Source organism: Rufibacter tibetensis, assembly GCF_001310085.1.
GTDB classification, from domain to species: Bacteria; Bacteroidota; Bacteroidia; order Cytophagales; family Hymenobacteraceae; genus Nibribacter; species Nibribacter tibetensis.
Genome location: NZ_CP012643.1, coordinates 300,684 through 324,978 on the forward strand (window position 1 = coordinate 300,684; position 24,295 = coordinate 324,978).

12 protein-coding genes are annotated in these 24,295 nt (G+C 51.4%); 5 read left to right on the plus strand and 7 right to left on the minus strand.

Annotated elements, in window-relative coordinates; all coding sequences use genetic code 11:
- The first annotated feature begins 562 nt into the window (after window positions 1-562).
- The gene (locus tag DC20_RS01135; protein ID WP_062542147.1) at window positions 563-2,011 is read left to right on the plus strand and encodes a glycoside hydrolase family 28 protein; all 1,449 of its coding nucleotides are present in this window, start codon (window positions 563-565) and stop codon (window positions 2,009-2,011) included.
- A 141-nt stretch (window positions 2,012-2,152) separates the two neighbouring features.
- Entirely contained in the window at window positions 2,153-3,244 is a 1,092-nt protein-coding gene (locus tag DC20_RS23625) for a PKD domain-containing protein (RefSeq protein WP_083470407.1), read from the plus strand.
- Between the two features lie 147 nt (window positions 3,245-3,391).
- On the opposite strand, the gene DC20_RS01145 is transcribed toward DC20_RS23625, so the two are convergent.
- The 4 genes from DC20_RS01145 to DC20_RS01160 all read right to left on the minus strand — a co-directional run bounded on the left by DC20_RS01145 (window position 3,392) and on the right by DC20_RS01160 (window position 9,943).
- Complete coding sequence (locus DC20_RS01145; RefSeq protein WP_062542148.1) at window positions 3,392-4,717, minus strand: glycoside hydrolase family 88/105 protein; 1,326 nt, start codon at window positions 4,715-4,717, stop codon at window positions 3,392-3,394.
- Between the two features lie 76 nt (window positions 4,718-4,793).
- Window positions 4,794-6,098, minus strand: a complete 1,305-nt coding sequence (locus DC20_RS01150) for an acetylxylan esterase (protein WP_062542149.1) — start codon at window positions 6,096-6,098, stop codon at window positions 4,794-4,796.
- 94 nt (window positions 6,099-6,192) lie between these two features.
- On the minus strand, window positions 6,193-6,831 hold the full coding sequence (locus DC20_RS01155; protein WP_218918723.1) for a rhamnogalacturonan acetylesterase: 639 nt from the start codon (window positions 6,829-6,831) through the stop codon (window positions 6,193-6,195).
- A gap of 151 nt (window positions 6,832-6,982) precedes the next feature.
- Complete coding sequence (locus DC20_RS01160; RefSeq protein WP_062542150.1) at window positions 6,983-9,943, minus strand: glycosyl hydrolase 115 family protein; 2,961 nt, start codon at window positions 9,941-9,943, stop codon at window positions 6,983-6,985.
- A 347-nt stretch (window positions 9,944-10,290) separates the two neighbouring features.
- On the opposite strand from DC20_RS01160, the gene DC20_RS01165 reads away from it, so the two are divergent.
- The 3 genes from DC20_RS01165 (at window position 10,291) to DC20_RS01175 (ending at window position 15,878) form a co-directional block, all read left to right on the plus strand.
- Entirely contained in the window at window positions 10,291-11,253 is a 963-nt protein-coding gene (locus DC20_RS01165; protein ID WP_218918724.1) for a family 43 glycosylhydrolase, read from the plus strand.
- Window positions 11,254-11,301: 48 nt separating this feature from the next.
- Window positions 11,302-12,744 carry a glycoside hydrolase family 28 protein gene (locus tag DC20_RS01170; protein ID WP_062542151.1) on the plus strand — a complete coding sequence of 481 codons (1,443 nt, stop codon included), beginning with the start codon at window positions 11,302-11,304 and terminating at the stop codon, window positions 12,742-12,744.
- 176 nt (window positions 12,745-12,920) lie between these two features.
- The gene (locus DC20_RS01175) at window positions 12,921-15,878 is read left to right on the plus strand and encodes a DUF6298 domain-containing protein (RefSeq protein ID WP_218918725.1); all 2,958 of its coding nucleotides are present in this window, start codon (window positions 12,921-12,923) and stop codon (window positions 15,876-15,878) included.
- Between the two features lie 330 nt (window positions 15,879-16,208).
- On the opposite strand, the gene DC20_RS01180 is transcribed toward DC20_RS01175, so the two are convergent.
- From DC20_RS01180 to DC20_RS01190, 3 genes are all read right to left on the minus strand, one after another.
- Window positions 16,209-18,077 (minus strand): rhamnogalacturonan lyase, encoded by a 1,869-nt coding sequence (locus tag DC20_RS01180; RefSeq protein ID WP_071885350.1) that lies wholly within the window; start codon window positions 18,075-18,077, stop codon window positions 16,209-16,211.
- Window positions 18,078-18,430: 353 nt separating this feature from the next.
- Entirely contained in the window at window positions 18,431-21,349 is a 2,919-nt protein-coding gene (locus DC20_RS01185) for a glycoside hydrolase family 2 protein (protein WP_062542152.1), read from the minus strand.
- Window positions 21,350-21,356: 7 nt separating this feature from the next.
- Complete coding sequence (locus DC20_RS01190) at window positions 21,357-24,257, minus strand: glycosyl hydrolase (RefSeq protein ID WP_218918727.1); 2,901 nt, start codon at window positions 24,255-24,257, stop codon at window positions 21,357-21,359.
- Between the last annotated feature and the right edge of the window lie 38 nt (window positions 24,258-24,295).

Consider the following 24,295-nt stretch of genomic DNA (forward strand, 5'->3'; position numbering starts at 1 on the left):
CTTTTGCAGGAACCAACGGATGAGGTAACTTTTACCATAGTAATTATACCAAATACCTAAAGCAGATGTATCCTGCTGTATCCTGACCTTTTGCCAACTTTTCAAAAAAATCAGAAATAAAATTCCATTTATTGTCTAATGAAGAATTTCCAGGAAGCCTTACTAAGAAAATGAAAACGCAGGAGCGGGTATACCGGAGTGACACCTCTATTTCAAGAAACTGCCTTATTTACTTTCACAGTAGCTCTACCCCAAAGTGACCTAAACTTGTGCTGCTGTTTGAAGTCAGTTTTTTGAAAAACGGCTTAAATCCTTAGCTGCCTATTTTACCATTTTCAAGAACTTGATTAGCCCTCCTCCTATCAGAAATTAACGTCTGGAAAGTAGGCATCTAAGAAGGATGTACTCACCGGATAGAGCAGGATACATTTCCTTTTAAGGTTAAGTACATTCAAGGAATCACAGGTATTATTCTTCCAAGGCACTCTGGCAGATTTACCAGAAAGAAGCCTTAAAATGACATACCAAAAAATCAAAAGGGTTCCCTTAAACCGCACACGTAATGAACGTACCAAATCCTTTTCTAAAGCGTCGGGATGCCGTTCGCCTTGGCGTGAAGTTAGCCGTTGTTACTGCTCTTGGTGTTGCTACCGCTCCTTTTCCTTTATGGGCACAGGAAAAGAAAAAAGCAGCTCCTGTTTTCAATGTGTTAGATTTTGGGGCTAAGGGCGATGGAAAAACATTAGATACCGGGGCCATCCAGAAAGCAATAGATGAGGCGGCTAAAGCCGGCAACGGAGCACGCGTGCTGGTGAAGGGCGGGCATCAATACCTAATAGGAACCCTGGAACTGAAGCCCAGCATAGACTTTCACCTGGAGGGAGATGCCGAACTACTGGTAAGCACCGACAGGAATGATTACACCGCAGAGGCTGCCGCCATTGTAGCGCGTAAAGCGCATCATCTCACCATCTCCGGAACAGGCAGCATTAATGGTCGGGCATTGGAGTTTATGACTCATTTTGACGAAGCAAATGAGTGGTGGATACCAAAAGACTGGCGCCCTAAACTCTTTATCCTGACCGCCTGCAATAACCTAAAGGTACGGGACCTCACCATTAACAAAGCACCTAGCTGGAGCCTGCACATGATGGGCTGCGAAAACGTGCTGGTTGACAACATCAAAATACGGAACAACCTGGATGTGCCCAACTGTGACGGCATTGACCCCGACCACTGCCGCAATGTAGACATCAGGAACTGCCACATTGTTTGCGGCGATGATGCCATTGTGATCAAGGCTACCCGCCAGAAAGAAGATTTCGGACCCTCAGCAAATATCACCGTGAGGGACTGTGTTCTGGAAACCCAGGACTCCGGCCTGAAAATAGGGACAGAAACTACCCAGGATATCTACAACATCAAATTTGAACGCTGCCAGATCAAGACGAGTTGCCGCGGCCTTACCATTCAGCTGCGCGATGAAGGAAACGTGCGGAATATTGAGTTCAGTGACATCACATTTGTTTCAAGGTACCACTCCGCACCTTGGTGGGGCCGCGGGGAGGCAATCTCTTTCACTGCCATCCCCAGAACGCCGCAAGGAAAGATTGGCGTAATTGAAAACGTGAAAGTAAAGAATGTGAGAGGCCGTGCCGAGAACAGCGTGCGCATCAACGGTACCCAAGAAAGCCGCATCAAAAACGTCACCTTTGAAAACGTAGACGTCACCTTAGAACGTTGGACCCCTTACCCCGGAGGCTTGTTTGACAACCGGCCAACTACTGCTTACCCAGATATTGAACCACATCACAATCCGGGCTTCTACATTAGGTACGCAGATGATGTTACCTTAAAGAACTGTAGCGTGAAGTGGGGAAAGAACCTGCCTGACTATTATAGCCATGCTTTACAGGCTCATCATGTGACCGGCCTGAAGTTGAAGAGATTCAAAGGAGAAGCTGCCCACCCTGACAAGTTCAAAGCCATCTCTATTGAGAAACAAAGTTAAAAGCTGTAACTAAGTTAATGGACCCTCCCGTTTTGGAACTACTTTTTGCAAAATGACCCCAAAAACAGACCCGGAACAGAATTTTACCAGAACCTCTACTCCTTTGCTACTAATCTTTTTGTTGAACTTACCTTCATTCCTATGCTGTCTCTCTCCTCGTCTGTAAGACTTTGTTTGCTTTTCTTTGGATGCCTTTTGCTAGAACACACCATTGCCCTTGCCCAGGAGAAGCGTAGCTATAAAATCTTCCAGTTTCCGGCCAACATGATTCCTCGGGTAGATGGCAGCAAAGACGACTGGAGCATGGTGCCGGATTCGTACACCGTAGGTACAGACCAACTGATTGACGATACCGGTAAAAACCCCAAACCAGATCCCAAGAACTTGGATGTGAAAGTGAAGGTGGGCTGGGTAAAAGGCTTGAACCGCTTGTATTTCCTGTACGAAGCATATGACAACTACTGGGACTTTACACACCCAGACCTGCACAATGACATTTTTGAGGTGGTGGTAGACGGTGACCAATCTGGCGGGCCACTCATTGATCGGTTTCACCCGAACAAGAGTTTAGACCCTATGGATGCGTTTTTCTCCTTCCACGGGGTGCATGCCCAAAACTACCACATCTTCACGCCGGCCGAAGGCAAAGACTGGACGCTTGCCTGGGGCAGCCAGCCCTGGATCAAAGACCTGCCGTACGCCAACTTTGCCTATGACTACAAGTTCCGGCCTGGAGAGTCTGGCAAGTTGATCCTGGAATTCTGGATTACCCCGTTTGATTACGCTGGCGCGGAGGGACCTGCACGGGCAGTGGAAACGCAGTTGGTAGAGGGGAAAGACGTTGGCCTTGCCTGGGCTGTTTTAGACTACGATGACGTAAACAGCAAGCAGCATGGTTTCTGGAATTTATCCCGAGAACACACCATGTACGGCAACGCTTCCTTCCTGCTCCCCTTCCGCCTGATGCCGCTTGAAGACAAATTCAAGAAGAAGCTCGAAGCCCAGTGGTCCTTCAAAGTGGTGGATATGAAACGCCGGCTGGTTTCCTTTATAGATGAATCTGAAGGCAATATCACTTCCTGGAAATGGGATTTCGGCGATGGAAAAACCTCCACGGAACGGCACCCAACCCATACCTATGAAAAGGCAGGACTATACGTGGTTACGCTCTGGGTGGAAGGCCCCGCCGGGAAATCGCGCCGCGCTAAAGTATGGGATGTGGCCGTGAAGTGATCCAGAACTCAATTCACTTTTAGGTGCCGTATTCTGAAAAACAGCTCTAAAACAGAGTGGCAAGATGTTTCCTTCCTTATTGAAAACAAAGGGGCTTGCAGTTACTGCAAGCCCCTTTGTTTTCAATAAGGATGTTCAAGAGTATACCTATTTTATTCTCTTCCTCCACTCCCCAGATTGAATATCCTGGTATTTTTTCTCTGCTTGAGGGTCTACATACTTAGGCAGGTCCAGCATGGCTACACCCGCTCTTAACACCGGTCCTTCTCCCATAGGATTATTCTTGTCTGTAGGGCGTTTGTAGTAGAACGTTAAAGAGGGCATGATACCTGTTCCGGTGCACACGCCGGTGACATCGCCTTCGGTGCCAATGTACTTTACTATCCCATTCCAGCCCTGCTCGGCAACATACCCATAGTCTACCGGTAACCAGCCATTCTTCACGCCGGTAGCCATCCCGAACACATACATGGCAGTAGCAGATACTTCTTCATAGGAATCCTGCTTGTCAATCAGGTTGTGCCATAAGCCAGACTCTGCCTGGTAGCGGGCAATACCGTCTGCCTGGCGTCTGAAGATCTGCAGCAGTTCATTGCGTTTAGGATGGTTCTGCGGCAGCACCGAAAGCAAATCAGCCTGGGCCATGAACATCCAGCCGTTCGCACGTGCCCAATACGCTACCCCATGCTCTTTGGTATCTGAGTGATAGCAGTGGTAGTAGATTTTCTTGGCATCATCCCAGAGGTATTTGTCAAACTGAATAACCTGCTGCGCGGCGTCATCTAAGTACTTGGTGTCTCCTGAAAGTTTGCCCATTCTGGACAGGAAAGACACGCTCATAAACAAATCATCGGCCCAAATGGTCATCTCGTGCGGCCACAAACGGGCAATGGTATTGTCTGGCAGGCGTGGCTCCTGCTGCATTAAATGGTGGGCTACGTCGTCAATGTATTTTTTGTATTCCTTTTTAGGCTGCTGTTTGTACACCTCAATCAGGCTGGCGCCCATAGGCCCGTTGTCATCTAACCTGATGCCCCTGAAGTACATGTACCAACTCACCTCACGCACCTTCCGCAGCCCATTTTCTTCTTTGAGCGTTTGGTTATACCGTTTCTGAAAGTAATCCAGATTGCCTTGATTGAAAACGAAATCAAAGTTTTTGTGTACAAAGTCCTGGTACTTCTTGTCATTGGTTTTCTGGGCAAGCTCCAGCATGGCAATGTTCAGCACTCCGTTGGTGTAATGCCAATCATTGTACTGGCTCTCTACCTTCACTTTGTTAGTGACAGGTAGCTTTTTGGTTGAAGTGTAAGTCTCCTTTGTTTCCGGATTGATAAACTTGTAGGTAGTGCTGGAAACAATTCTGTCTGCAATATTCCGCAAAACAGATTCTGTTGGGGCAGTAGTTTTGCTCTGAGCGAAAAGCGTTAGAGGCAGACAAAGCAGAAGAAAAGCAATGTATTTGATCTTCATAGAATAAGCTTTAAGCGGGTGATAATTCAAAAAAGTAGTTTTGAACTGATTTTAGTAGCTGATTCACCGCTGATAATTACTTTACCAACTGCTGTTTCAGCCAATTGATTGACTCCTGGTTGGTTTCTTCAAAACGCCAGTGGCCTGTTATGGGAGTAATGGCTAACGTTTTAGGCGCCTTAACTGAGTTCACTGCCGCATACACTGAAGTGGGGGGGCAGGTGTTGTCATTATATCCCCAGGAATAAAAGCCGGGCACCGTTACATGCTTTGCAAAGTTGACCACATCATAGTAGCTGATTGTTCTGAGCTTGGCAGGGGTGTTGGTAGTAGCGGCATACCTTGGGCTAAGCATGTGGGGCCACCCTCCTGCTCTGCCGTGCAGGTAACCGGTAATATCACTGAGGGCCGGGTAAAAAGAAGCAAGGGCTTTCACTCGTTTGTCTAGCGCAGCCGTGACTATCGCCAATGCCCCGCCCTGACTTCCTCCCGTTACCACCATATTCTTCCCGTCAAATTCGGGCAGGCTGCACAAGTAGTCAATGGAGCGTACACAACCCAGGTAAACACTTTTGTAGTAATAGTTGTCCCGGTCATCTAGTTTATTGAACCAGTAATCGCCAAAGGCGTTGCTAATGTTTTTGTAGGTGTCACTATCCAGCATGGGCGTAATTCCGTGGATCTCTATGCTGAGGCTTATAAAGCCTTGGTCAGCTAAAGAAGTGCTTGGGCTGGTAGCTTTCACCCCTGCACCAGGCGGCGAGAACAACACTGGGTATTTGCCGGGAGCTTTTGGTTTACTGAGGTACCCGTAGAGGCGCTGGCCTTTCTTGTAGTTCTGCAGGTTAACCAGATACACATCTACCGTAGTGGTGGAATGCTCCGGCAGGTACGTCAGCTTTGCATCCATGGGCACTTTGGCGGCCTCTGCTTTGGCGGCTTCCCAGAAAGCCATAAAGTCACCCGGCAACACTACGGTAGGCGCTATCTTCTCCGGCGAAAAACCAACCTTCACCTGGCTGCTGTAGGTTTTCCCCTGGTACTCTGTTTTCACCACCAACTGCCGGAAGCCCGGCTCTTTGCTGGTACCCATGTTTATGTTTCCCTGTCCCTTTTTCAGCGTCAGTGTACCTTTTTTCTCAGCTTGCAGCATCTCGGGGCCAAACTCATAGGTGATGGTGGCGTCTTTCAGGGGAACATCATTCTTCAGAACCGTCACATCCACCGTTGCGGTTTTGTTTACTGGGTACGTCCAATCTTCAGCGCTGGGAGTCAGCACAAAGTTGATCAGCTTTAAAGGAGCGGGCGAGTTCTGCGCTCCAGCTTGTCGTAATAGAAATAGGCAACAGAACAGGGTTAGATAGAAGATAAAATTTCTCATTTTTAGTACTGGTAATCACGAAGGATTTTATTCTGATTATAATTTGCAGAAAGGTAATGGGCCAATCATTAGGGTGAATTACCTAATTCATCTTTTATTTCAAAAACTTCCTTAATGGTATCTTTTGCTTTTTGGCCTCTTCTGCAAACAACTGGGCAACTTGCAATGCGCCTTGGTGGTTGAGGTGCGTTGAATCCTGCACCCCTTTAGAGCTTCTCCGGCATTCACCGGGGGCGCAGAAAACAAAGAGCGATTTTGACTTCTCTGGACCTAACTCAGCTACCACTTTCCGCGAGGCTGCCTCTAGATCCACAAAATGCACGTTGTTTTCCATGGCCACTTCGCGGGCAGCCTTTGTGTAGTCGCCGTGGGTGTCTACCAGGTTGACCTGGCCATCAAAATGGCGGCGCACAATAGGAGAACAGACCACCGGGATTCCCTTCTTTGCTCGTGTTTCGTCAATAAACTTCTTCAGGAATTCTTTGTAAGAGGTAGAAGGATCAGTGTACAGCTTAGGCTCAGGCTTCTCGTCATTGTGCCCGAATTGCATGATGACATAATCACCTGGTTGAATGCTGTCCAGCACCGCTGCCCATCTTTTCTCAGCCACAAAGCTTCTGGAACTGCGGCCACTGGCAGCATGGTTGCGCACCGTGGCTTTCTCGTTTACCAGTTGTTTTAATCCTTCTCCCCAACCAGATTCCGGGTCCCGCTCTGGTTTCTTCCAGGCCATGGTAGAATCGCCAATCAACCAAATAGAGGATCTCTCCTTCTTTGTAAAAGCAAACAGGAGAAATAGAAGAAGTGATATTGCTAAAGTGCTTCCCTTCATAAAAGTTTGACTGTGTTTTACGCCTTGGTTGAATGCATCCAAAATTAACGCACTACTTTTTTGTCTCAGGAAGAACAGAGTAAGCCGGTTTGAGTCCACCCAGGTCAATGGTTATGTAGTCCAGCACCACGCCGGGGTCAATCAGGTAAATCTTCAGGGTATGCTTTCCTTTGCTTAGAGCAGGAAACTTCACCTGGCTATGCGCCCGGTTCTCCAGCACTCCCACTTTCCACTTTTCGCTCCTACCCACGGTTTTGAAATCCACTACCTGCACGGGGCCGTCATCCACCGATACCCCGTAGCGCATGCCGTACCCCGAGGTGACCGGGTGGGTGGGCAGCGTGAAGACATTGACCGTGGGGGCTCCCGACGTAAGGGAGTAAAAATCATATTCCACCACCGACGTCTGCGCCTTTACAGCCTCAGGTTTTGCCTCCACGGAGGCAGGAAGAAGGGGCAGCGCCATCAACGATTTGCCGGTATGACCCAGGCCCTCCACCAGCTCCCATTTCTTTCCTCCTTTTTCTGTGGTGCGGGTAAAGTTCTCGGCATGGATGGAAACATACCCGTTGTACTCCATAAAGCCCTGGTAGGCAGCCAAAGCCGGCTCATTTGTGTTGACCGCTTTCACCGCCACCCTGAACTTCTGGCCCTCGCCCTTGAAGGTAATGCACCCGGTTGACTCCGCTTTTTTGGGTACTTTGCCCCAGTCAATGCTGACCAGGAGCCGTTGCTGGTTTTTCCCCCCGCCGGAAGTCAAACTGCCCTTATTTTCTGGCAGCTTTATCCACTTGCCGGAGGGTTCAGCTTTCCAGGAAACCGGCTGGTCTCCTTTTAGGAACACATCCACAAAGTAGCTCTGGCTACCCCAGGGCTGAAAAACGGGCAGCTGAAGCCCAGCCCCAGAGTTCAGGGAGGAATCTGCGGTTACAAACCCCTCGGGCGCCACACCCCATCTTATAGTGCTGTTGATAGAGATCTGCGGTAACACTGGTTCCTGGTACACCGGCAGGTTGCGCGGCTTCATGGACATCATGCCCTTCCACTTGCCGCTGGCCAGCTGGGTATTGTAGTAGTTTGTCTCCGCCTCAATGCTGTCATAGGCTTGCCTGGACAATTGTGCGTAATCACGGGCGCTGGCCCGGTTCTGCTGGGCGTACAGGAAGCTCTTGTCGCGGTACAGGAATTTCTTGTTCATGAGCGAGGCGCCCACCACCGGGTAATACACCAGCTGGTAAAAGGCGTCGGCATCCCTGGCCCCTATCTGGCGGCGCAGCTCTTTCACCTGTTTCTCCAGCGCCTCGTAGCGGTCAATCCTTTTCTGCGCCTCATCCCCGTGGTAGAAGTGGTTGTAGGCGGTGTAGGCCGTCTTGGTGGTAGGCTCGGTGCGGCTCCAGCCCATGAACTCCGGCTTCCGCTCAAAGGCCAGGTGGTAGTACTCCCACAGTACCGCGCTGATCTGGTTTGCTTTCCTTTGCCCGAACGTCTCCGCGGCCCAGTCCCGCAGATGCCCTTTCACTGAGCTGCCCTCCTGGAAGGCATCGGCGTTGTAGGCCATGTCCATGAACAGGTCAATGTTGTACTCCAGCGGCTTGATGTCGCCCACGTTCAGCACCCAGAGCTTGTCCGATTTCAGGTTATAAGCCTTCATCATCTCTTCCCTGATCAGGGCAGGGTGCGTGGAGCTGAGCCACAGGTAATCGTGGGGGCGTCCCCAGTAGGAGGCATGGTAGTACACTCCCGAGCCACCGGGACGCATCTGCTCCTGGGGGCTGCTCAGCCGGTGGATGTAGCCGTAGTTGTCGTCGGGCCACACCAGGGTGATGTCTCCGGGCAGCTTCAGGCCGTGGTCGTAAATGTCCAGCACCTCTTTGTAGGCAGTGAAGACCTGCGGAACGGCGGTCACGTCTTTGTTCACGTGCTTTTTCAGCATCTCACGCTGGTCCTCGATGATTTTTTCCAACATGGCGGCGGCCTCTGCCGTGTTCTTCGCGCCCTTCATGCCGCTGTCGTGCACGCCTCGCATGCCCAGGGTGTACATGGCCTCTATGTTTTTGGCCTCTTTTACCCGTTTCTCCCAATAATCAGAGACGGTCTTTTTGTTGCTGAAGTAGTCGAAGGAGCCCATGGTTTTCTCGTCGTACTCGTCCACGTTGTTGCGCAGCATGGGCTCGGCGTGCGAGGTGCCCACCAGGATGGCGTAGGCAACGGCCACTTGGGGGTTGCCGGGGTAGTGGAAAAAGGCCTTGGTGCTGGGGTGCATGGCCGGCCAGATGAGGTTCGCCTTCAGGCGCAGCAGCAGCTCGAAGATGCGGGCGTAGGTCTTAGGGCCGATGTCCTTGATGTCAGTATCCATGTTCCGGGCCGCCCAGGGCTGGAGCCCCCAGTCCTCGTCGTTCAGGAAAATACCCCTGAATTTCACCGAAGGCGGTCCCTGCACCAGTGTGCCCGCTGACACGAAGAGTTCTTTTTGCGGCGTTGGAGCCACGTCTGCCCACCAGTACCAGGGCGAGACGCCCATCCGCTTTGATACCTCGAAAACCCCGAACGCGGTTCCCCGGGGATCGCTGCCGGCGATCACCAAGGCTTGGCTTACGTTCCCGAAGGGTTTCTCCACCACGGCAATGGTGTAGCTTTCCCACTTGCCGTTGATGCCGGCGTTGTTCAGTTTCCCGCTCGCCGCCAGCTGGTCAACCAGCGCGGACTGCCCGATGGTGCCGATGAGGACCGGCATCCCGGAGAGCTGTTTTTGGTCCCCTTCCCTGATTTCGGGCCTGAAACCCGTTACCCTTTCCACATCGTCCCTGAAGGCCTCGGCCGCGATCCGCACTACCTCCGCATCTTTTTCGTCAACGAAAACCGGGGCCGCCTTGCCCGCCTGCACCAAAGGGTAAGCCCCGGGTGAACTTTGGTTAGAAATGCTGATGGAGGTACCCTGGCTGTTTTGCGCCTGTAGTTGAAAACCCGTTAAAATGGTGAGAAGAATAGAAACAAAAGCAATGTGTCTTATCATACAGGTAGCTGAGGTAGAAAGCGCATTCCGGAGGCGTCAGAGCTCTTCACAAGAGTACTTACCGGCAGTGAAATGCAATAACACAAAGCAGTTTCATTATCCTATCCTGCACTTACCTGTCCTTAAACGCCCATAGTTTAACCCACCCTTTTACAGGATAGCACAGGATAGAAAGTCTACCATATGTGGCTACTTTTAAAAATGTAAGGTTGAATAAAGACACCTCCAAAAACCCTCAGACATTGACACCAGAAAAATCTAAAAGCTCCAACCCATTCTTAAGAATTGCTACCACCGGTACTCTGGGCAGCTGCCTGTTCTTATTTCTGTTGTCCTTGAACGCTTGTGTGCAAAAAAGCGTACTCCGCCAACCGGTAGCCAAACCCTTGTACGCCGACCCTGTTTTTGATGGAGCCGCTGACCCGGTGGTGATCTACCATAAAAAAGAGAAGAAATGGTTGATGTTTTACACCAACCGTAGGGCCACCGATGAGAAAGCCGAAGGCCTTACTTGGGTTCACGGCACCCGCATTGGTATTGCTGAATCTAAAGACGGCGGTGCTACCTGGGACTACCGTGACACGGCTAGTATCAACTACAGACCAGATGCTGGTTACACGCACTGGGCCCCAGAAGTGATAGAACATGAGGGCGTGTACCACATGTACCTTACCTATGTACCCGGCACCTTTACCGACTGGAACCACCCGCGCCACATCGTACACTTAACCAGCAAAAATTTGTTCAACTGGGATTACCAGTCTACCCTACCTTTGGTCACAAACAAGGTTATAGATGCCAACGTGTACCGCCTGCCAGATGGTACCTGGCGCCTTTGGTACAACAATGAGCGGGATGGCAAATCCATTTACTACGCCGATAGTAAAGATCTGTATCACTGGCAGGACAAAGGCAAAGCGGTTCAGGCCCGGGGCGAAGGACCTAAGGTGTTCCGGTGGAAAGACCAATATTGGATGATCATAGACGCCTGGAAAGGCCTCCAGGTATTCTCTTCTAATGATTTACTTACCTGGAAACTTCAGGAAGAACGGCTGCTGGAAGAACCCGGCAAAGGAACCGATGACCAGGCCATTGGCGGCCACCCCGATGTGGTAGTGAACGGTGACAAAGCGTACCTCTTTTACTTTACGCACCCGGGTAGAGCCAAAGCCAATCCGGCGCCAGCTACTTCTGTGGCGGCGAAAAGAAGCGTGATTCAGCTGGTTGAACTTGAGTACCAGAACGGCAAACTCACCTGTGACCGGGACAAGCCAACTTACATTAACCTGAAGCCCGGCAAAAAACCATAAACATACTTCATCTGCTCCTTAGCACACTCCCTCTACCCTATTCCTATAATGAAGAACACACCCGTTTTATCCTTCTTTGCTTTAAGTATTCTCTTTTTATCTCTTGTAAGATGCAAGGTAGAGACACCTGTAACAGGTAACTCTGCCCTTGCCTGGGTGAAAGAAGTAGGCGCTAAGAAAATACCCCGCAAGAAGAAAGAGTTTGACGTCACTGCATACGGTGCCCTCAACGACGGCAAAACGCTTAACACCAAAGCCATTCAGGCCGCGATTGACGCCTGCTCTTCTGTTGGTGGTGGCATTGTCACGTTCAAACCAGGTAATTATCTAACCGGATCAATTTACCTGAAGAAAGGCGTGCACCTGCGCATTGATGAAGGCGTGCAGATTTTAGGAAGTCAGAACCTGGAAGATTACCCGGAGATGGATACCCGGGTGGCGGGCATTGAGATGAAATGGCCTTCTGCTTTAATTAATGTACTGGACCAGGAAGAAGTCGCCATTTCAGGCAAAGGCGTAGTACATGCGCAGGGCAAACCTTTTTGGGACCTGTACTGGAACATGCGCAAAGAGTATGAACCTAAAAAGCTGCGCTGGATTGTAGACTATGACGCTAAACGGCCTCGTACGCTCCTGGTCTCCAGGTCCTCCAATGTCACCATTGAAAACATCACCCTCAAACAGGCAGGCTTCTGGACCATCCATATTCTTTACTCTGACCATGTGACCGTTGACGGAGTCGTGATCCAGAACAACATTGACGGACACGGCCCCAGCACCGACGGCATCGATATAGACTCCTCTTCTTACGTGCTGGTGCAGAACAGCGACATTGACTGCAACGACGATAACTTTTGCCTCAAATCTGGTCGGGATTGGGACGGGTTGCGAGTGAACCGCCCTACCGAATATGTGGTGATTCGGAACTGCATTTCCAGAGCAGGAGGTGGCTTGATTACCTTCGGCAGCGAGACTTCCGGTGGCATCCGGCACGTACTGGCGCATGACCTGAAAGCGAAAGGAACCGGCGTGGGCCTGCGGTTTAAGTCAGCTACTACCAGAGGCGGTACCGTAGAAGACATTTACCTGCAGAACATTGAGATGGACGGCGTGGGCACTGCCATTGAAGTTTCCATGAACTGGAATCCAAGCTATAGCTACTCCACCCTGCCCGCAGGATATTCTTACGAGACCATACCTGACCACTGGAAAACCATGCTCCGGAAAGTGGAACCGGAAGAACGCGGCATTCCTACGTTCCGAGATGTGACTATTTCTAATATCACGGCTACTAATGCTAAGAAAGCCCTTTCTGCGGCTGGTATTGAAAAATCTTCTGTTCAGGGCTTTGTGCTGAAAAACATTAAAATAGAAGCTGCCACCGCCGGAGAAATCTCTTATGCCAGTAACTGGACATTTAAGAACGTGAGCCTCCAGACCAAAGACAACAGCAACCTAAAAGTGCAAAACAGCACGAACGTCACTCCATAAAACTAATTGATCAATACCTAGTCCTCCGTTTCAAACCTGCTTTCGTGAAACCAAGTTTGAAACGGAGGACTGGTGCAAATGAAAGTTTTGTAGCAAGCCCCTACCCTGTTATGATTTCACTCTTACCTACCAGCCTCCAACCCACACGGCTATTACAGTCAATACTGCTTTTTTCTTTGGCAACGCTCCTACTTTCGGGGTTGCTGTCACCTTTAGTACAGGCCCAAACCAAAGCGGGACCCGGAATACTTCCCATTGACTTTTCACACGCGGGTTACGGCGGAGGTGGTATTTCCATCCCTGCAGTGCCGGCAGTTTTGACGGTACGCCCCACTGGCCAGGATGACACCCGGTTATTACAGGCCGCGTTAGACCAGGTGGCAAAGTTGCCGCTGCAAGACAATGGGTTTAGAGGTGCGTTACAACTGGCTGAAGGAAGGTTTCTGGTCTCTGGTCAGCTTCGCCTGAACGCCGATGGTGTGGTGCTCAGGGGAAGCGGAAACCAGAAAACCATTCTGGTAGCCACCGGCAAAGATAGACGCAGTCTGGTTGTGGCTGGTAAGGAGCAACTACCTACAGTTGGCACCACCATAAAGATTACCGATACTGTTGTTACGGTAGGAAGCCGCACCTTTACTTTGGAAAACCTGGAAGGGTTGCGCAGTGGAAACCAAATTGTAATTACCCGTCCCAGCACCAAAGAGTGGATCTCTGCTTTGGGTATGGATACCTTGAAAGGAGTGTTTCCTGATCTGCGCTTCCACTGGCCTGCCGGTTCCCGGAACCTGGTGTGGGACCGCACCATCACGTCTGTTGAAGTGGCAAAAAAGCAGATCACCGTTGATGCTCCCATCACTACTGCTCTGGAACAACAATACGGAGGAGGCACTGTAGCGAAAGTAACCGCAGAAGAACCGCTCCAGCACATAGGCATTGAAAACCTAATCCTTGAAAGCGAGTTTGCCAAAAACAACCCGAAAGACGAGGAGCATGCCTGGTATGCCATCAGCTTAGACCAAGTGCGGGATGCCTGGGTGCAAGGCATTACAGCACGGCATTTTGTTTCTTCTGCAGTTAAAGTAGGCCCACGGGGTCGTAGGATAACAGTAGCAAACTGCCGGAACGAACAACCTGTTTCAGAAGTTGGTGGTTACCGCAGGCACAGCTTTTTAGTAGAGGGCCAGCAGGTATTGGTGCAGCATTGCACGGCTGAGGCAGGAATCAATGATTTCGCCATAGGCTTTACGGCTGCCGGACCTAACGTATTTCTCCACTGCACCTCCACCAATGCCTTAGGCCCGAGCGGCTCTTATGAGAGTTGGGCTTCTGGCGTATTGTATGAAAACGTGCAGGTAAACGGCGCTGGCCTGAGGCTCACCTACGACCCGGAACGGGCACAAGCCGGCGGTTGGACCGCGGCCAATTCTGTCATCTGGAATTGCACCGCGAAGGAGATTGTAGCCAAAGGGCCTGCTACTGCACCAGTGGTGGCCATCACCTCTCGGGAGCCGCTCTATGCCAACCAGCTTTCTATAAGGCTAGGTAAACAAGCCTTGGCCGCGATCAGAAAAGAAACACCTGAAAGCTCTCAGGTAAGTGCATTTTCTCTAAATGAATTCACAACCAAAGACCTCTCCCCCACAACAGCAGAACAGAAACAAGCCCATTCTCCCCTCCAAATCATCAACGGCCGGTTTGTGATTGGAGACAAAGCGCTTTGGGGAGGGATGGTGAATGATGCTTGGTGGCTGGGGCAAACCTCACCCGCCAATGCGCTGGACGCAGGAATTAGCATTACCCGGTATGTGCCGGGCCGGGTTGGTCCAGGCCTGACAGAAGATTTACCAGCCTTGGCTACTCGCGTAGCTTCGCAAGGCACTCCTTTTTACCAAAGCGGACCTGCCATTTGGTATGACCGCCGCCGCGATGACCATTCTATTGTAGAACGCCCCACCAGTTATGTATGGGCGGCCTTCTACGAACTCCCCTGGGCTCGTAGCGGACAAGGCAAAGCATGGGATGGACTAAGCAAGTATGATGTGAGCACGTACAACCCCTGGTACTTTGACCGTACCCGGGAGTTTGCCCGCCTAAGTGACCAAAACGGAATTGTGCTGTACCATCACCTGTACAACAACCACAACTTGCTTGAGACTGCTTCGCACTGGATAGATTTTCCCTGGCGCCCGGCTAATAACATCAATGAGACAAACCTACCTGACCCGATAGAACCCAAAACCAAGGTGCACGTAGCCAATCAGTTCTATGACGCTACTAATCAAAAGCTTCGGGAATTGCACCGAGCCTACATCTTTCATGTGCTGGACCAATTGGGGAGCTTTGACAACATCATTTTTGGGTTAAGCTTTCAGTACTCCGGTCCATTTGAGTTTCAGAAATTCTTTCAGCAAACGGTAGCGGAGTGGGAGCAAAAAAACAACCGCAAAGTGCGCCTGGTACTGGATACCAGCAAGAATGTAACTGATGCCGTACTCTCCGATCCGGAACTGGCCAAACAGGTCGCGGTTGTAGACATGCGCTACTGGCATTATCTCCCGGATGGCACCTTGTGGGCCCCGGAAGGCGGAAAGAACTTAGCTTTCCGGGAAATGCACCCCAAGGAGTTCGGAGACCCTACCACCCCAGAGCAGTTGTACCGCCAAGTGCGGGAATACCACGCCAAGTACCCCGACAAGGCAATTGTCGCCTGGCATAGCGGTGCTGGTCCTGTCCCTGCCTTGATGGGCGGAGGCGCTCAGGTTATCATGCGCAACCCTACGGCCGGGCACGGACAAGGCCGAACCGTGGATTCTCATCCGCTGGATGCCTTTGTACAGGAGCACTTAGCAGAGAAACTCATGCACATGCAACCTCAGGACGGCTTGTTGGCCCAAAGTACCCAAAACTGGGCTTTGACAGATGAGGAAAGGAACACACTCCTTCTTTCTTCCCTTTCAGGGCAGGAAATAACCTTTTCTCAGAAGCTGCCCAAAAAGACCTACACAGGTCTTTGGTTTGATCCTTCTACCGGAAAAAGCCAATCTGCGGAACTTCCAAGTAAGTTTAAAAAGGGTACAACTTTGCAAAAACCCACTTCAGCTCACTGGCTCCTGTTGCTGAAGACAGGCAAGTAAATCTTGCAGATTAAAATTAAAGCTGGTTAAGAATCTCCTAACTCCATTTTCACCTATAAAACAGTCTCAATAAGCGAATTCTCCCCTTGAGGGGAGATAAAGAGGGGTGTTTACAAAGGAGAGCGAACATTGCTGACTATTTCAAGGAGGGAAACATGTTGCTGAATTAGATAGCCTGGTCAGAAATGCTTAGACCAGCAGGTGTAAACACCCCTCTATGCTCCCCTCGAGGGGAGAATCCGTGGTATAAAGTAGCTATCATGTTTCTGAGGAATGTATGTTTATTACCTTTTTTTAAAATTCAAAGATGCCCTAGTGGCTTGCCTTCCCTTAACGTGACCGCTTGACTTTAGCTGAAGCTGGTTTAGCGGTTGTAACCAGGATAATAGCGGGAGTTGGCGGAGGGGTCATTCCCTCGCCTACATAAAAACTGGTGTGCGGCGGCTGGTTGTATCCCACGTTCTGCCAGGCTACTGCGGTTCGGTACTGCGTGTCATGCATGAAGGTGTAGAACCGGTGGGTGGTGGGCACGGTGGTGGTGAAAATCAGCAGTTCCTGGTTGTTGCTGTTACGGTATATCACTTCTTCTCGCCAGTCGCCTAAAATATCGGCACTCAGCGCTGGGGTAGATTTAGTGCCATTATTGCTTACAGCCCCGTATTGGTTACCAGAGAAGATTCTGTCAAGCTTGCTGTTGGTGTAGTCCCATTTCTCAATGGAGGTCCCGTTTAGGAGTTCGCGCTGTAGATCTCCGTCCCACCAACTCCCGAAGTTCATGCTTCGGGGCCTTACCGGTGAAATCTCAACTCCTTTAGCGTTGTACAACCCTCCTCCGGCTCCCCAAGCTTCATAGCCTTTGTGCCTGGGGTCAATATCAGCGGTCATGGCCCGGCCGATGTCTCCAGTAGTGGGGACGCCCCAAAGCTTTTCACCGGTGGTGGCATCTCGCATCCAGAGCCCATTGCCTTGGTACTGACGCTGGGATTCATGTGCGGTCCAGGATTCCAGGCCCGGACGATCTGGATCCAAATCACTCACGTGCAGGGCATCACCGTGTCCCAAGCCAGTACTGTAGAGGCCGGTTCCGTCATCATTGATGACCATAGACCCGAAAAAGACTTCATCTTTGCCGTCACCGTCTACATCATTGATGCTGAGGTTGTGGTTCCCCATTCCAGCATAGGCTTTGTTGCCAGGCGCATCTGAATCAAAGAGCCAGCGTTGGGTTAGCTTCCCGTTCCGCCAGTCCCAAGCCACCAGCACGGACCGGGTATAATAGCCACGAGTCATAAGGAGGCTGGGGCGCTGCCCATCAAAGTATCCCACTCCTGCCAGGAAACGATCTACGCGGTTGCCATACCCATCGCCCCAGCTGGCTACGTTTCCGCGGGCAGGCAAGTAGTCAACCGTTGCCATGCTAGCCCCGGTCTGGCCATTGAACACCGTCAGGAACTCCGGTCCGCTCAAAATGTAGCCGCTTTGATTCCGGTGATCAACTGAGGCATTGCCAATCACTTTACCCGTTCCATCCACAGTACCATCGGCAGTTTTGCAGGCTACTTCGGCTTTGCCATCACTGTCCAGATCGTACACTATGAACTGGGTGTAATGGGCGCCGGCCCGGATGTTCTTGCCCATATTTATCCGCCACAATTGGGTGCCATTCATCTTATAAGCATCCAGGTAGACGTTGCCGGTGTAGCCTCGATGCGAGTTATCCTTAGCATTAGAGGGATCCCACTTCACCACAACTTCGTATTCTCCATCGCCATCCAAGTCTCCCACGCTGCAATCATTGGGGATGTAGGTGTAATTGACACCATCTGGGGTAGTGCCTCCGGTTGGTTGCTGCAAGGGCAGGCGCTTGAAAGGCTCTGTCCAGACTGTAGCAGGAGCAGAAGGTGTCTGTTCCTTCCCGCCAATGATGGGCCGAACGGTATACGTTTCATTAGTACTTGTCTCGTCCGTTAGATTAGTGGCTCCTGTAATAGGAGAAGCATTGAGTTTCTTCTTTCCCCGGTACACGTTGAAAGCAATGTTTTGAGGATCGGTTCCCAGTATGCGCCAACTCACGAACACCTGGTTGCTGTTGGTCCGTACCGCCACAACCCCGCGCCCCAGGTTCTCCATATGTCGTTGCGCAAACCCGGTAGTAAATACAAAAATCATTAAAAGGAACATGCCTACTCCTTTAGACAAGCCCCCTTTAAGATTTACATAATTAAGGAGAATTAGCCCTCCTTGCATCTTCCTGCTTTTGGAAGGTTGATTAGAAATTACTTGTAAGCATTGATTCATACAGGTGGGGGCTAAGAGTAAACAATCTAAATGGACTAAAACCTGGTTGACTTTTGTTTTTGATCTGTTTTACAATAAACAGATCAAAAACTAACCAAGCCTTCAACAGGAGCAAATGCCTTCTTAATGAAAAAGCAGTACCAGATAGGCTGCAGAAAAATCTCACATCCACTCAGGTACTCTGCACCAGGAGAAAAATAAACCCTGACAGGTGCCGTACTTGCCAGGGTTCATAATAATTAAGAATTATTTATTTAGAATAACTCGTTCACCACCGGCCTGTCAAACTGCTGGGAGTTTCCGTCCGTTTTAGGCAAACCGAAGTAGAAATACAGCGTGCGCTTGATCGGGCCGGAGACCTTGTTCATCTCGCCCGCAGGACCCAAGTTCCTGGTGTTGGCGCTGATGTTCAAAGCCAGCTTGGTGCCCAGCGGCGGGATGTTGTCTAGGAAAGACACGTTCCCGATGGGCAACTCCGGGTGCGGTTTCACGCCGGACAGGCCATAGAAGTCAAAGCGGCGCACGAACAGGCCTTCCTGCGGCGAGGCCACGATGAACTTGCCTTCCACGGTGTTGAACTCCATCCAGGTGATATCTGAGAAGTAGCCCTTGAACTCAGGGTACTGCCATGGGGCGCTTCCGGTATGTGTGTCGTTGTAGAAATTCTCCCAAACGCCGTGCTCCATTCCCTGCGGGCGGTTCTTCCATACCCGGTAAGGGCCCTTGCCCAGCCACTTGGCCCCGATGATGAAGTTCTCGGGGTAAGTAAAGCTGATGCCGGTGAACGGGTAATCCCCGTTCAGGCTGTACTCGTAGTCCAGGCTCACCCACCCGTTGCCGTGCATCTTCCATCTGGCGTATTTCAGGTCCCCGGTGTAGTTCACCTCCACCACGTGTCCGTCGCCGTCCTTGTAGTGCTTCACGGTGGCCACCTTGGCTTTCCCGGAAACCATCACCGGCCCGTCGCCGAAAGTCAGGTTCTTGGCGGTGGTGTTGATGACCTCGGTCAGGTTGCCGTTCTTCTTGCTCAGCTTGATCCCGATCTCGCCGCCTTTCAGCAGGATGGTGGAATCAGTCTCGGTCACCTCTACTTTCCAGTCAGCTAGGGCGCTCTTTTTCTGGCTCGCGGAGTCTGCCTTGCTGGCGGCCTGGGCTTGTTCCTTGGTCAGCAGCACCAAACCGCTTAGCAGCTTGTCCGGGGTTTTGACGTTCCAGGTCCAGGTGTAGAGCAGTTCCTTGTGCGGGTCGTAGGCCGAGAGCATCAGCACGTCATATTCTTTCCAGTCGGCGGGCAGGTTCAGCTTCAGGTTGCCTTTGGCCGTGGGGGCAATGGACGGGCCGGCCCCGGTGCCTTTCTTGCGGGTCACCGCACCGGCAAAGGTATCGCCGGGCTTGCGGTAATCGGCCAGTTCCCACTGGAACGTGCACTGGTTCAGGTTAGTGAAATGGTACCGGTTTTCCACCGGGATGGTGCCTTCAAACGCGGCGGGCAGTTTATCCATCTTGATGTGCACCGGCGAGTAGATCTCCTTGATGGCGAAGAAGCTGCCTTCTTTCTCCCGGTGCGGGCCAACCAGACCGTCCGGGGCGTTCACCTTGTTCACGTCGATGATGTTGTTCAGGTCCGTGCGCACGATTCCCTCATCGGCCAGGTCCCACAGGAAGCCGCCGGCACCCAGTTTGCTGTTCCAGTGCAGCTCCCAGAAATCAGCCAGCGAGGTTCCGCCGCCACCGTCGTCCTGGGCGTGCAGGAACTCGGTGGGCATGTAGATGTTCGGTCCCTCCAGCAGGTTTTTGGTGCTGTAGTAATCCTCGTAGTGGTTGCAGTCTATGCCGTTGAACGCATTGCCGGGGCGGTGGTGCGCGTGGATCACCGGTCGGTTGGAGTGGTCATACTTGGCATAGTCATCCACCAGTTCTTTGTTGTGGCCGCCCTCGTTCCCGTTGCTCCAGAAGATGATGGACGGGTGGTTGGCGTCTCTGATCACCATCTCTTTCACCAACGGCGCACCGGCTTTGGTGCTGTAGGCTTTCTGCCAGCCGGCCAACTCGTCCAGCACGTAAAGGCCCAGGGAGTCGCAGATCTGCAGGAAGCTTTTGTCTGGTGGGTAGTGCGAGCAACGGACGGCGTTCATGTTCATCTCCTTCATCAGCTTCACGTCCATCAGGTCAATGTCGCGGCTCACGGAGCGGCCCGTCTCCGGCCACCACACGTGGCGGTTCACGCCTTTCATCTTGATCTTGGTGCCGTTGAGGTAGATGCCGTCGCCCTGCCGGATCTCGATAGTGCGGAACCCGAACTTCTCCTGCGTCTGGTACAGGTTCTTCCTGCCGGACTTGATAAAGGTCCTGACGGTATAGAGGTTGGGCGTCTCGGCCGTCCACTGCAAAGGGCTGTTCACCTTGGTTTTGATGTTCACCAGCGTGTCTCTGGAAACAGAGGCGCGGCCAGTACCTACCACTTTTCCGGCGGCGTCCACCACCTCAGCCACCACTTCATGGCCCGCCTGCGGGTTCACCAGGTGCACGTTCATGGAGAATGCGCCGTCTGCCTTGGCATCAATGGCGGTGTAGGCCACGTGCTCGGTTGGGTACGCCTCCAGGTACACCGGGCGGAAGATGCCCCCGAAGATCCAGTAATCGGCCAGGCGCTCAGCGTTGTTCACTGACGGATCCGCCGACATTTTGCTCACAGTTACTTCCAGCAGATTGTCCTTTCCGTACCCCACCTTGTCTTTGATGTTGTACCTGAACTTGTAGAACGCTCCCTGATGGATAGGTCCGGCGGACTTCCCGTTGATCTTCACCTCGGTGTCGGTCATGGAGCCTTCAAAGACGATGTACACGTCTTTGCCTTTCCAATTCTTAGGCACTTTGAATTTGTGCTTGTACATGCCTTTCTCATCGGCGAAGCGAAAGTTCTTGCCGTAGGTTACGTAGTCGCGGCCGTAGTTATAGGACCCGAAGCCCTGCTGCTCCCAGTGCGAGGGCACCTGGATGGTGGTCCACTTACCGCTTTGCCGTCCGCCGGTCACCATAAAGTCCCAGGCGACGGTGTTCTTGTTATCTGTGCCTGACAGGTATTTGACTTGCCGGGTCTCGGGGCCTTTTGCGTAGGCCTCGGCCACACCCAGCAACAGGAAACTAAGGAGTAAGATTCTTTTGATAAGCATGTGCTATTTATTGAGATGATGTAGGTTTGAGTTTGTTGATGCTTTCTTTAGAGATAGCTTTTACTGGAGTAAACGTTACGGGGCCTATTAAGCCAGACTCTTTTGGTTGCCACTTAGCCGCCGTAAACACCCCGTCTTTGCCGCGGTTCTCTGACCGGCGGGCAGACATGTTAATGTTGTAGAACTTCTGCCACGTAAGGTCATTGCGGTCCATGTACGCCACGCGGTTTGCCATGGCATTAGAAACGTAGACCTCCAACACATTCTTCCTTTTTAGTTGTTCATCAGGAATTGTCACTTGGTACACAGGTCCTATAAGGGTATCTACCGCCACGCCATTCAGCATGACCCTGGCACTTTCCTCTACTTTGCCCAAATCTAGCACCCAAGCTTTGGCTTTGCCCTTCGGCTTAGTGAAAGTAACGGTATATTTTGCCGTACCCGAAAAGTTTTTCACATCCTCCCCTCCCAACTCAGTCCAAGACTTCAGGGAGGTAGTTTTGGTTGCGGCTGGAAGTTTAGGGCCTCCTTCGGTGAAGCTGATCGCCCAGACACCTTTTACTTCCTGGGCGCTGCCAGATGGTTTGTAGTACGTGTAAAGGGCTCCGGTGGCAGGTGCGTTCGAAGTTTCCAGAATCACGGACTCGCCGGGCGCTAACTGCACGTACACTTCGGGCTCTCCGGTAGCAGACTTCCGTACCTCGGCGTACCCTGCTTTTCCGGTCATGGGGTTAAACAGCGCCACGGCCTGGGCATTTTCCTGCACAGGAAGCCAATCTGTAAATGTTTTATCACCTGAGTTGGCCACGAAATAGTAGTTGCCTTTGTCATGCTGCCGACGCACATACTGCAGCCCCTTGTCAACCATGCGCTCCCGGTTAATGCCCGCGTAGGCTAAAGTTTGATCAAGGTCATTGCCCATGATGAAAGCGCCTTTCCCAACATTGGCTTTCTTGATTCCTTCCTTGTCGGTGTTTGCAAAAGTGAGCTGATCGATTAGCTTTTGATATTTTTCTTGTCGGTCTTTTAGATCATCTAACCCAGGTACACTCCCAGGTAGATTCTTGTACACCACTATAGTAGCACCGTCTTTCGCTAGTTGAACTAATTTCTCAAAAGTCTCCAGCGGCATGAGGCGGGCATCTGGGATGACAACTGTTTTGTAAGCAATACCTCCGGTTTGCAGCTTGTTTCCCTCTTCTATGACATTCCGTAGCTGACGGTCAGAAATAAAGTCATAGCTGTAGCCTTTCTTCAACATGGCTTCGGCACTAGCTTCAAAACCTGTTCCTTTAAAGCCATGGCTCACCCCATCAAAGTGCTGGAGCAAGGAATTACCAGATTTAGAAAAGGAATCATAAATAGGCAGGTATAGAAGCACGTCATTGTCTGGCTTGCCCGCCTGCAGGAACGATTGGCAACGCGCCATGTATGTGTTCAAGGCCGAAAAATCGGTCCAAAAGGTGTTGTTTGGATTGAAGTGCACGGCCGCATAAAACAACCACCCCGGCCAGGCGGCCGCTTGCGGCGAGTAGTTGGTGCCATGGTAAAAGGTGTGGTTTACCCCTCCCAACAAGAACAAATCCATGGCTTTCTTCACATCACCAAGAGAGGACAGGAAGTGCTCGTTCTCCCAGGTAGCCGACTCAGAGGAAATCAGTTTTTTGCCCGTAACATTCGCCGCCGAAGAAGCGAACTTGATTCTCTGGATATCCGTGCCTTCTATCTCGGGTATGTCTGTGGCGGCATACAGGTCTAAGATGTTGGCGGGTGAACCGTGTGCCTGGTTCCGGATAAGGGCACCTTTCTTTTTGGCCCAGTCGTGCCATTTTTCGGTGTAGTTTTCCAGAATCAGGTCAGAAATGGTCTCGCGGTAGTCGCACAAGACGCGTTGATTCGTTTGTTCGGTACTTTTCCCAAACAAGGCCGGAAGGAACTCCCGAAGATCGTAACCCCGCCGTTTTTTAAATTCGTCAAACAGTTGAGGCGTCCAATTGGCTTCTCCCTGCGCATCGTCTACTTCATAGGAATCATTGAAGAAGGCCCGCAATGATTTGAGGTCTTGTCCGGCAAAAGCTTTGTCAAAATAAGCCAGGTAATTTTCATTGGCTTGTTTTGAGAAGTGGTCTATTACATCTCCCTCGCCACCAGGACCGGCCCGCTCCACCATCTTGCCGTGCCAGCCCTGGAACACCGCATACAGGTTCCAGTTTCCGGACGGCGCTTTCCAGTTGAGTTTGCCGTTCTTATCTACTTTGTTTGTCAGGTTCAAGGCGCCCCCTTCCTCAGAATAGGCCATCAAAACCTGCAGCGGAAGCGGCTTGGGAAATCTTACCTGGTCAAAGGCGTGTAGCTGGAGATTTGGGTTCAGGGTAATGGGTTCCTGCAGTTTGGCAATCTCTATCTTTTCACCCACGGTACGCACCAAGGGCTCCTGTATTAACTGCACGGGCTCCCGCAGGCTTTCGCCTCCTTTTAGTGAATAGGTTTTATGGGCCACATACTTACAGGCATCTTCCAAGCTTACCCACGGTCCGCCAAATGGCCAGCCTGAGGCCTGCGCCATGTCTACGCCCATTCCCAAACGGGTACCTTCTTTCAGGGTATGCGTCAGCATCTCCATCCATTTGGGCGAAAGGAAATTGATAAACTGATCCTCGGATCCTTTGGCGCCATAAATGGGGGTGATTTCCACTCCGCCTAAGCCCGCCTTGCGGTACTGCTCCATGAGGGCCGTAAGATCTTTTTGGTTCACGGCACTCCCCATCCACCACCAGCGCGTCCAGGGCTTGGTTTCCTGCGTGATGGCAGGCCACTTTGGCGGCTCGTTTCCCTGAGCAGAGGCCGTAAAGCAGCCTACTGTCAGCATAAAGCTTAGAGCACCAATATGTCTTTTGATTTTCATCATAATTACAATATTAGCCTTCAGGGGTGTAGTAAAAATGG

Bases quoted from the DNA above. Each gene is read 5' to 3' on its own strand.
- DC20_RS01135 (WP_062542147.1), top strand. From the start codon at position 563: ATGAACGTACCAAATCCTTTTCTAAAGCGTCGGGATGCCGTTCGCCTT.
- DC20_RS23625 (WP_083470407.1), top strand. From the start codon at position 2,153: ATGCTGTCTCTCTCCTCGTCTGTAAGACTTTGTTTGCTTTTCTTTGGA.
- DC20_RS01145 (WP_062542148.1), bottom strand. From the start codon at position 4,717: ATGAAGATCAAATACATTGCTTTTCTTCTGCTTTGTCTGCCTCTAACG.
- DC20_RS01150 (WP_062542149.1), bottom strand. From the start codon at position 6,098: ATGAGAAATTTTATCTTCTATCTAACCCTGTTCTGTTGCCTATTTCTA.
- DC20_RS01155 (WP_218918723.1), bottom strand. From the start codon at position 6,831: ATGGCCTGGAAGAAACCAGAGCGGGACCCGGAATCTGGTTGGGGAGAA.
- DC20_RS01160 (WP_062542150.1), bottom strand. From the start codon at position 9,943: ATGATAAGACACATTGCTTTTGTTTCTATTCTTCTCACCATTTTAACG.
- DC20_RS01170 (WP_062542151.1), top strand. From the start codon at position 11,302: ATGAAGAACACACCCGTTTTATCCTTCTTTGCTTTAAGTATTCTCTTT.
- DC20_RS01185 (WP_062542152.1), bottom strand. From the start codon at position 21,349: ATGCTTATCAAAAGAATCTTACTCCTTAGTTTCCTGTTGCTGGGTGTG.
- DC20_RS01190 (WP_218918727.1), bottom strand. From the start codon at position 24,257: ATGATGAAAATCAAAAGACATATTGGTGCTCTAAGCTTTATGCTGACA.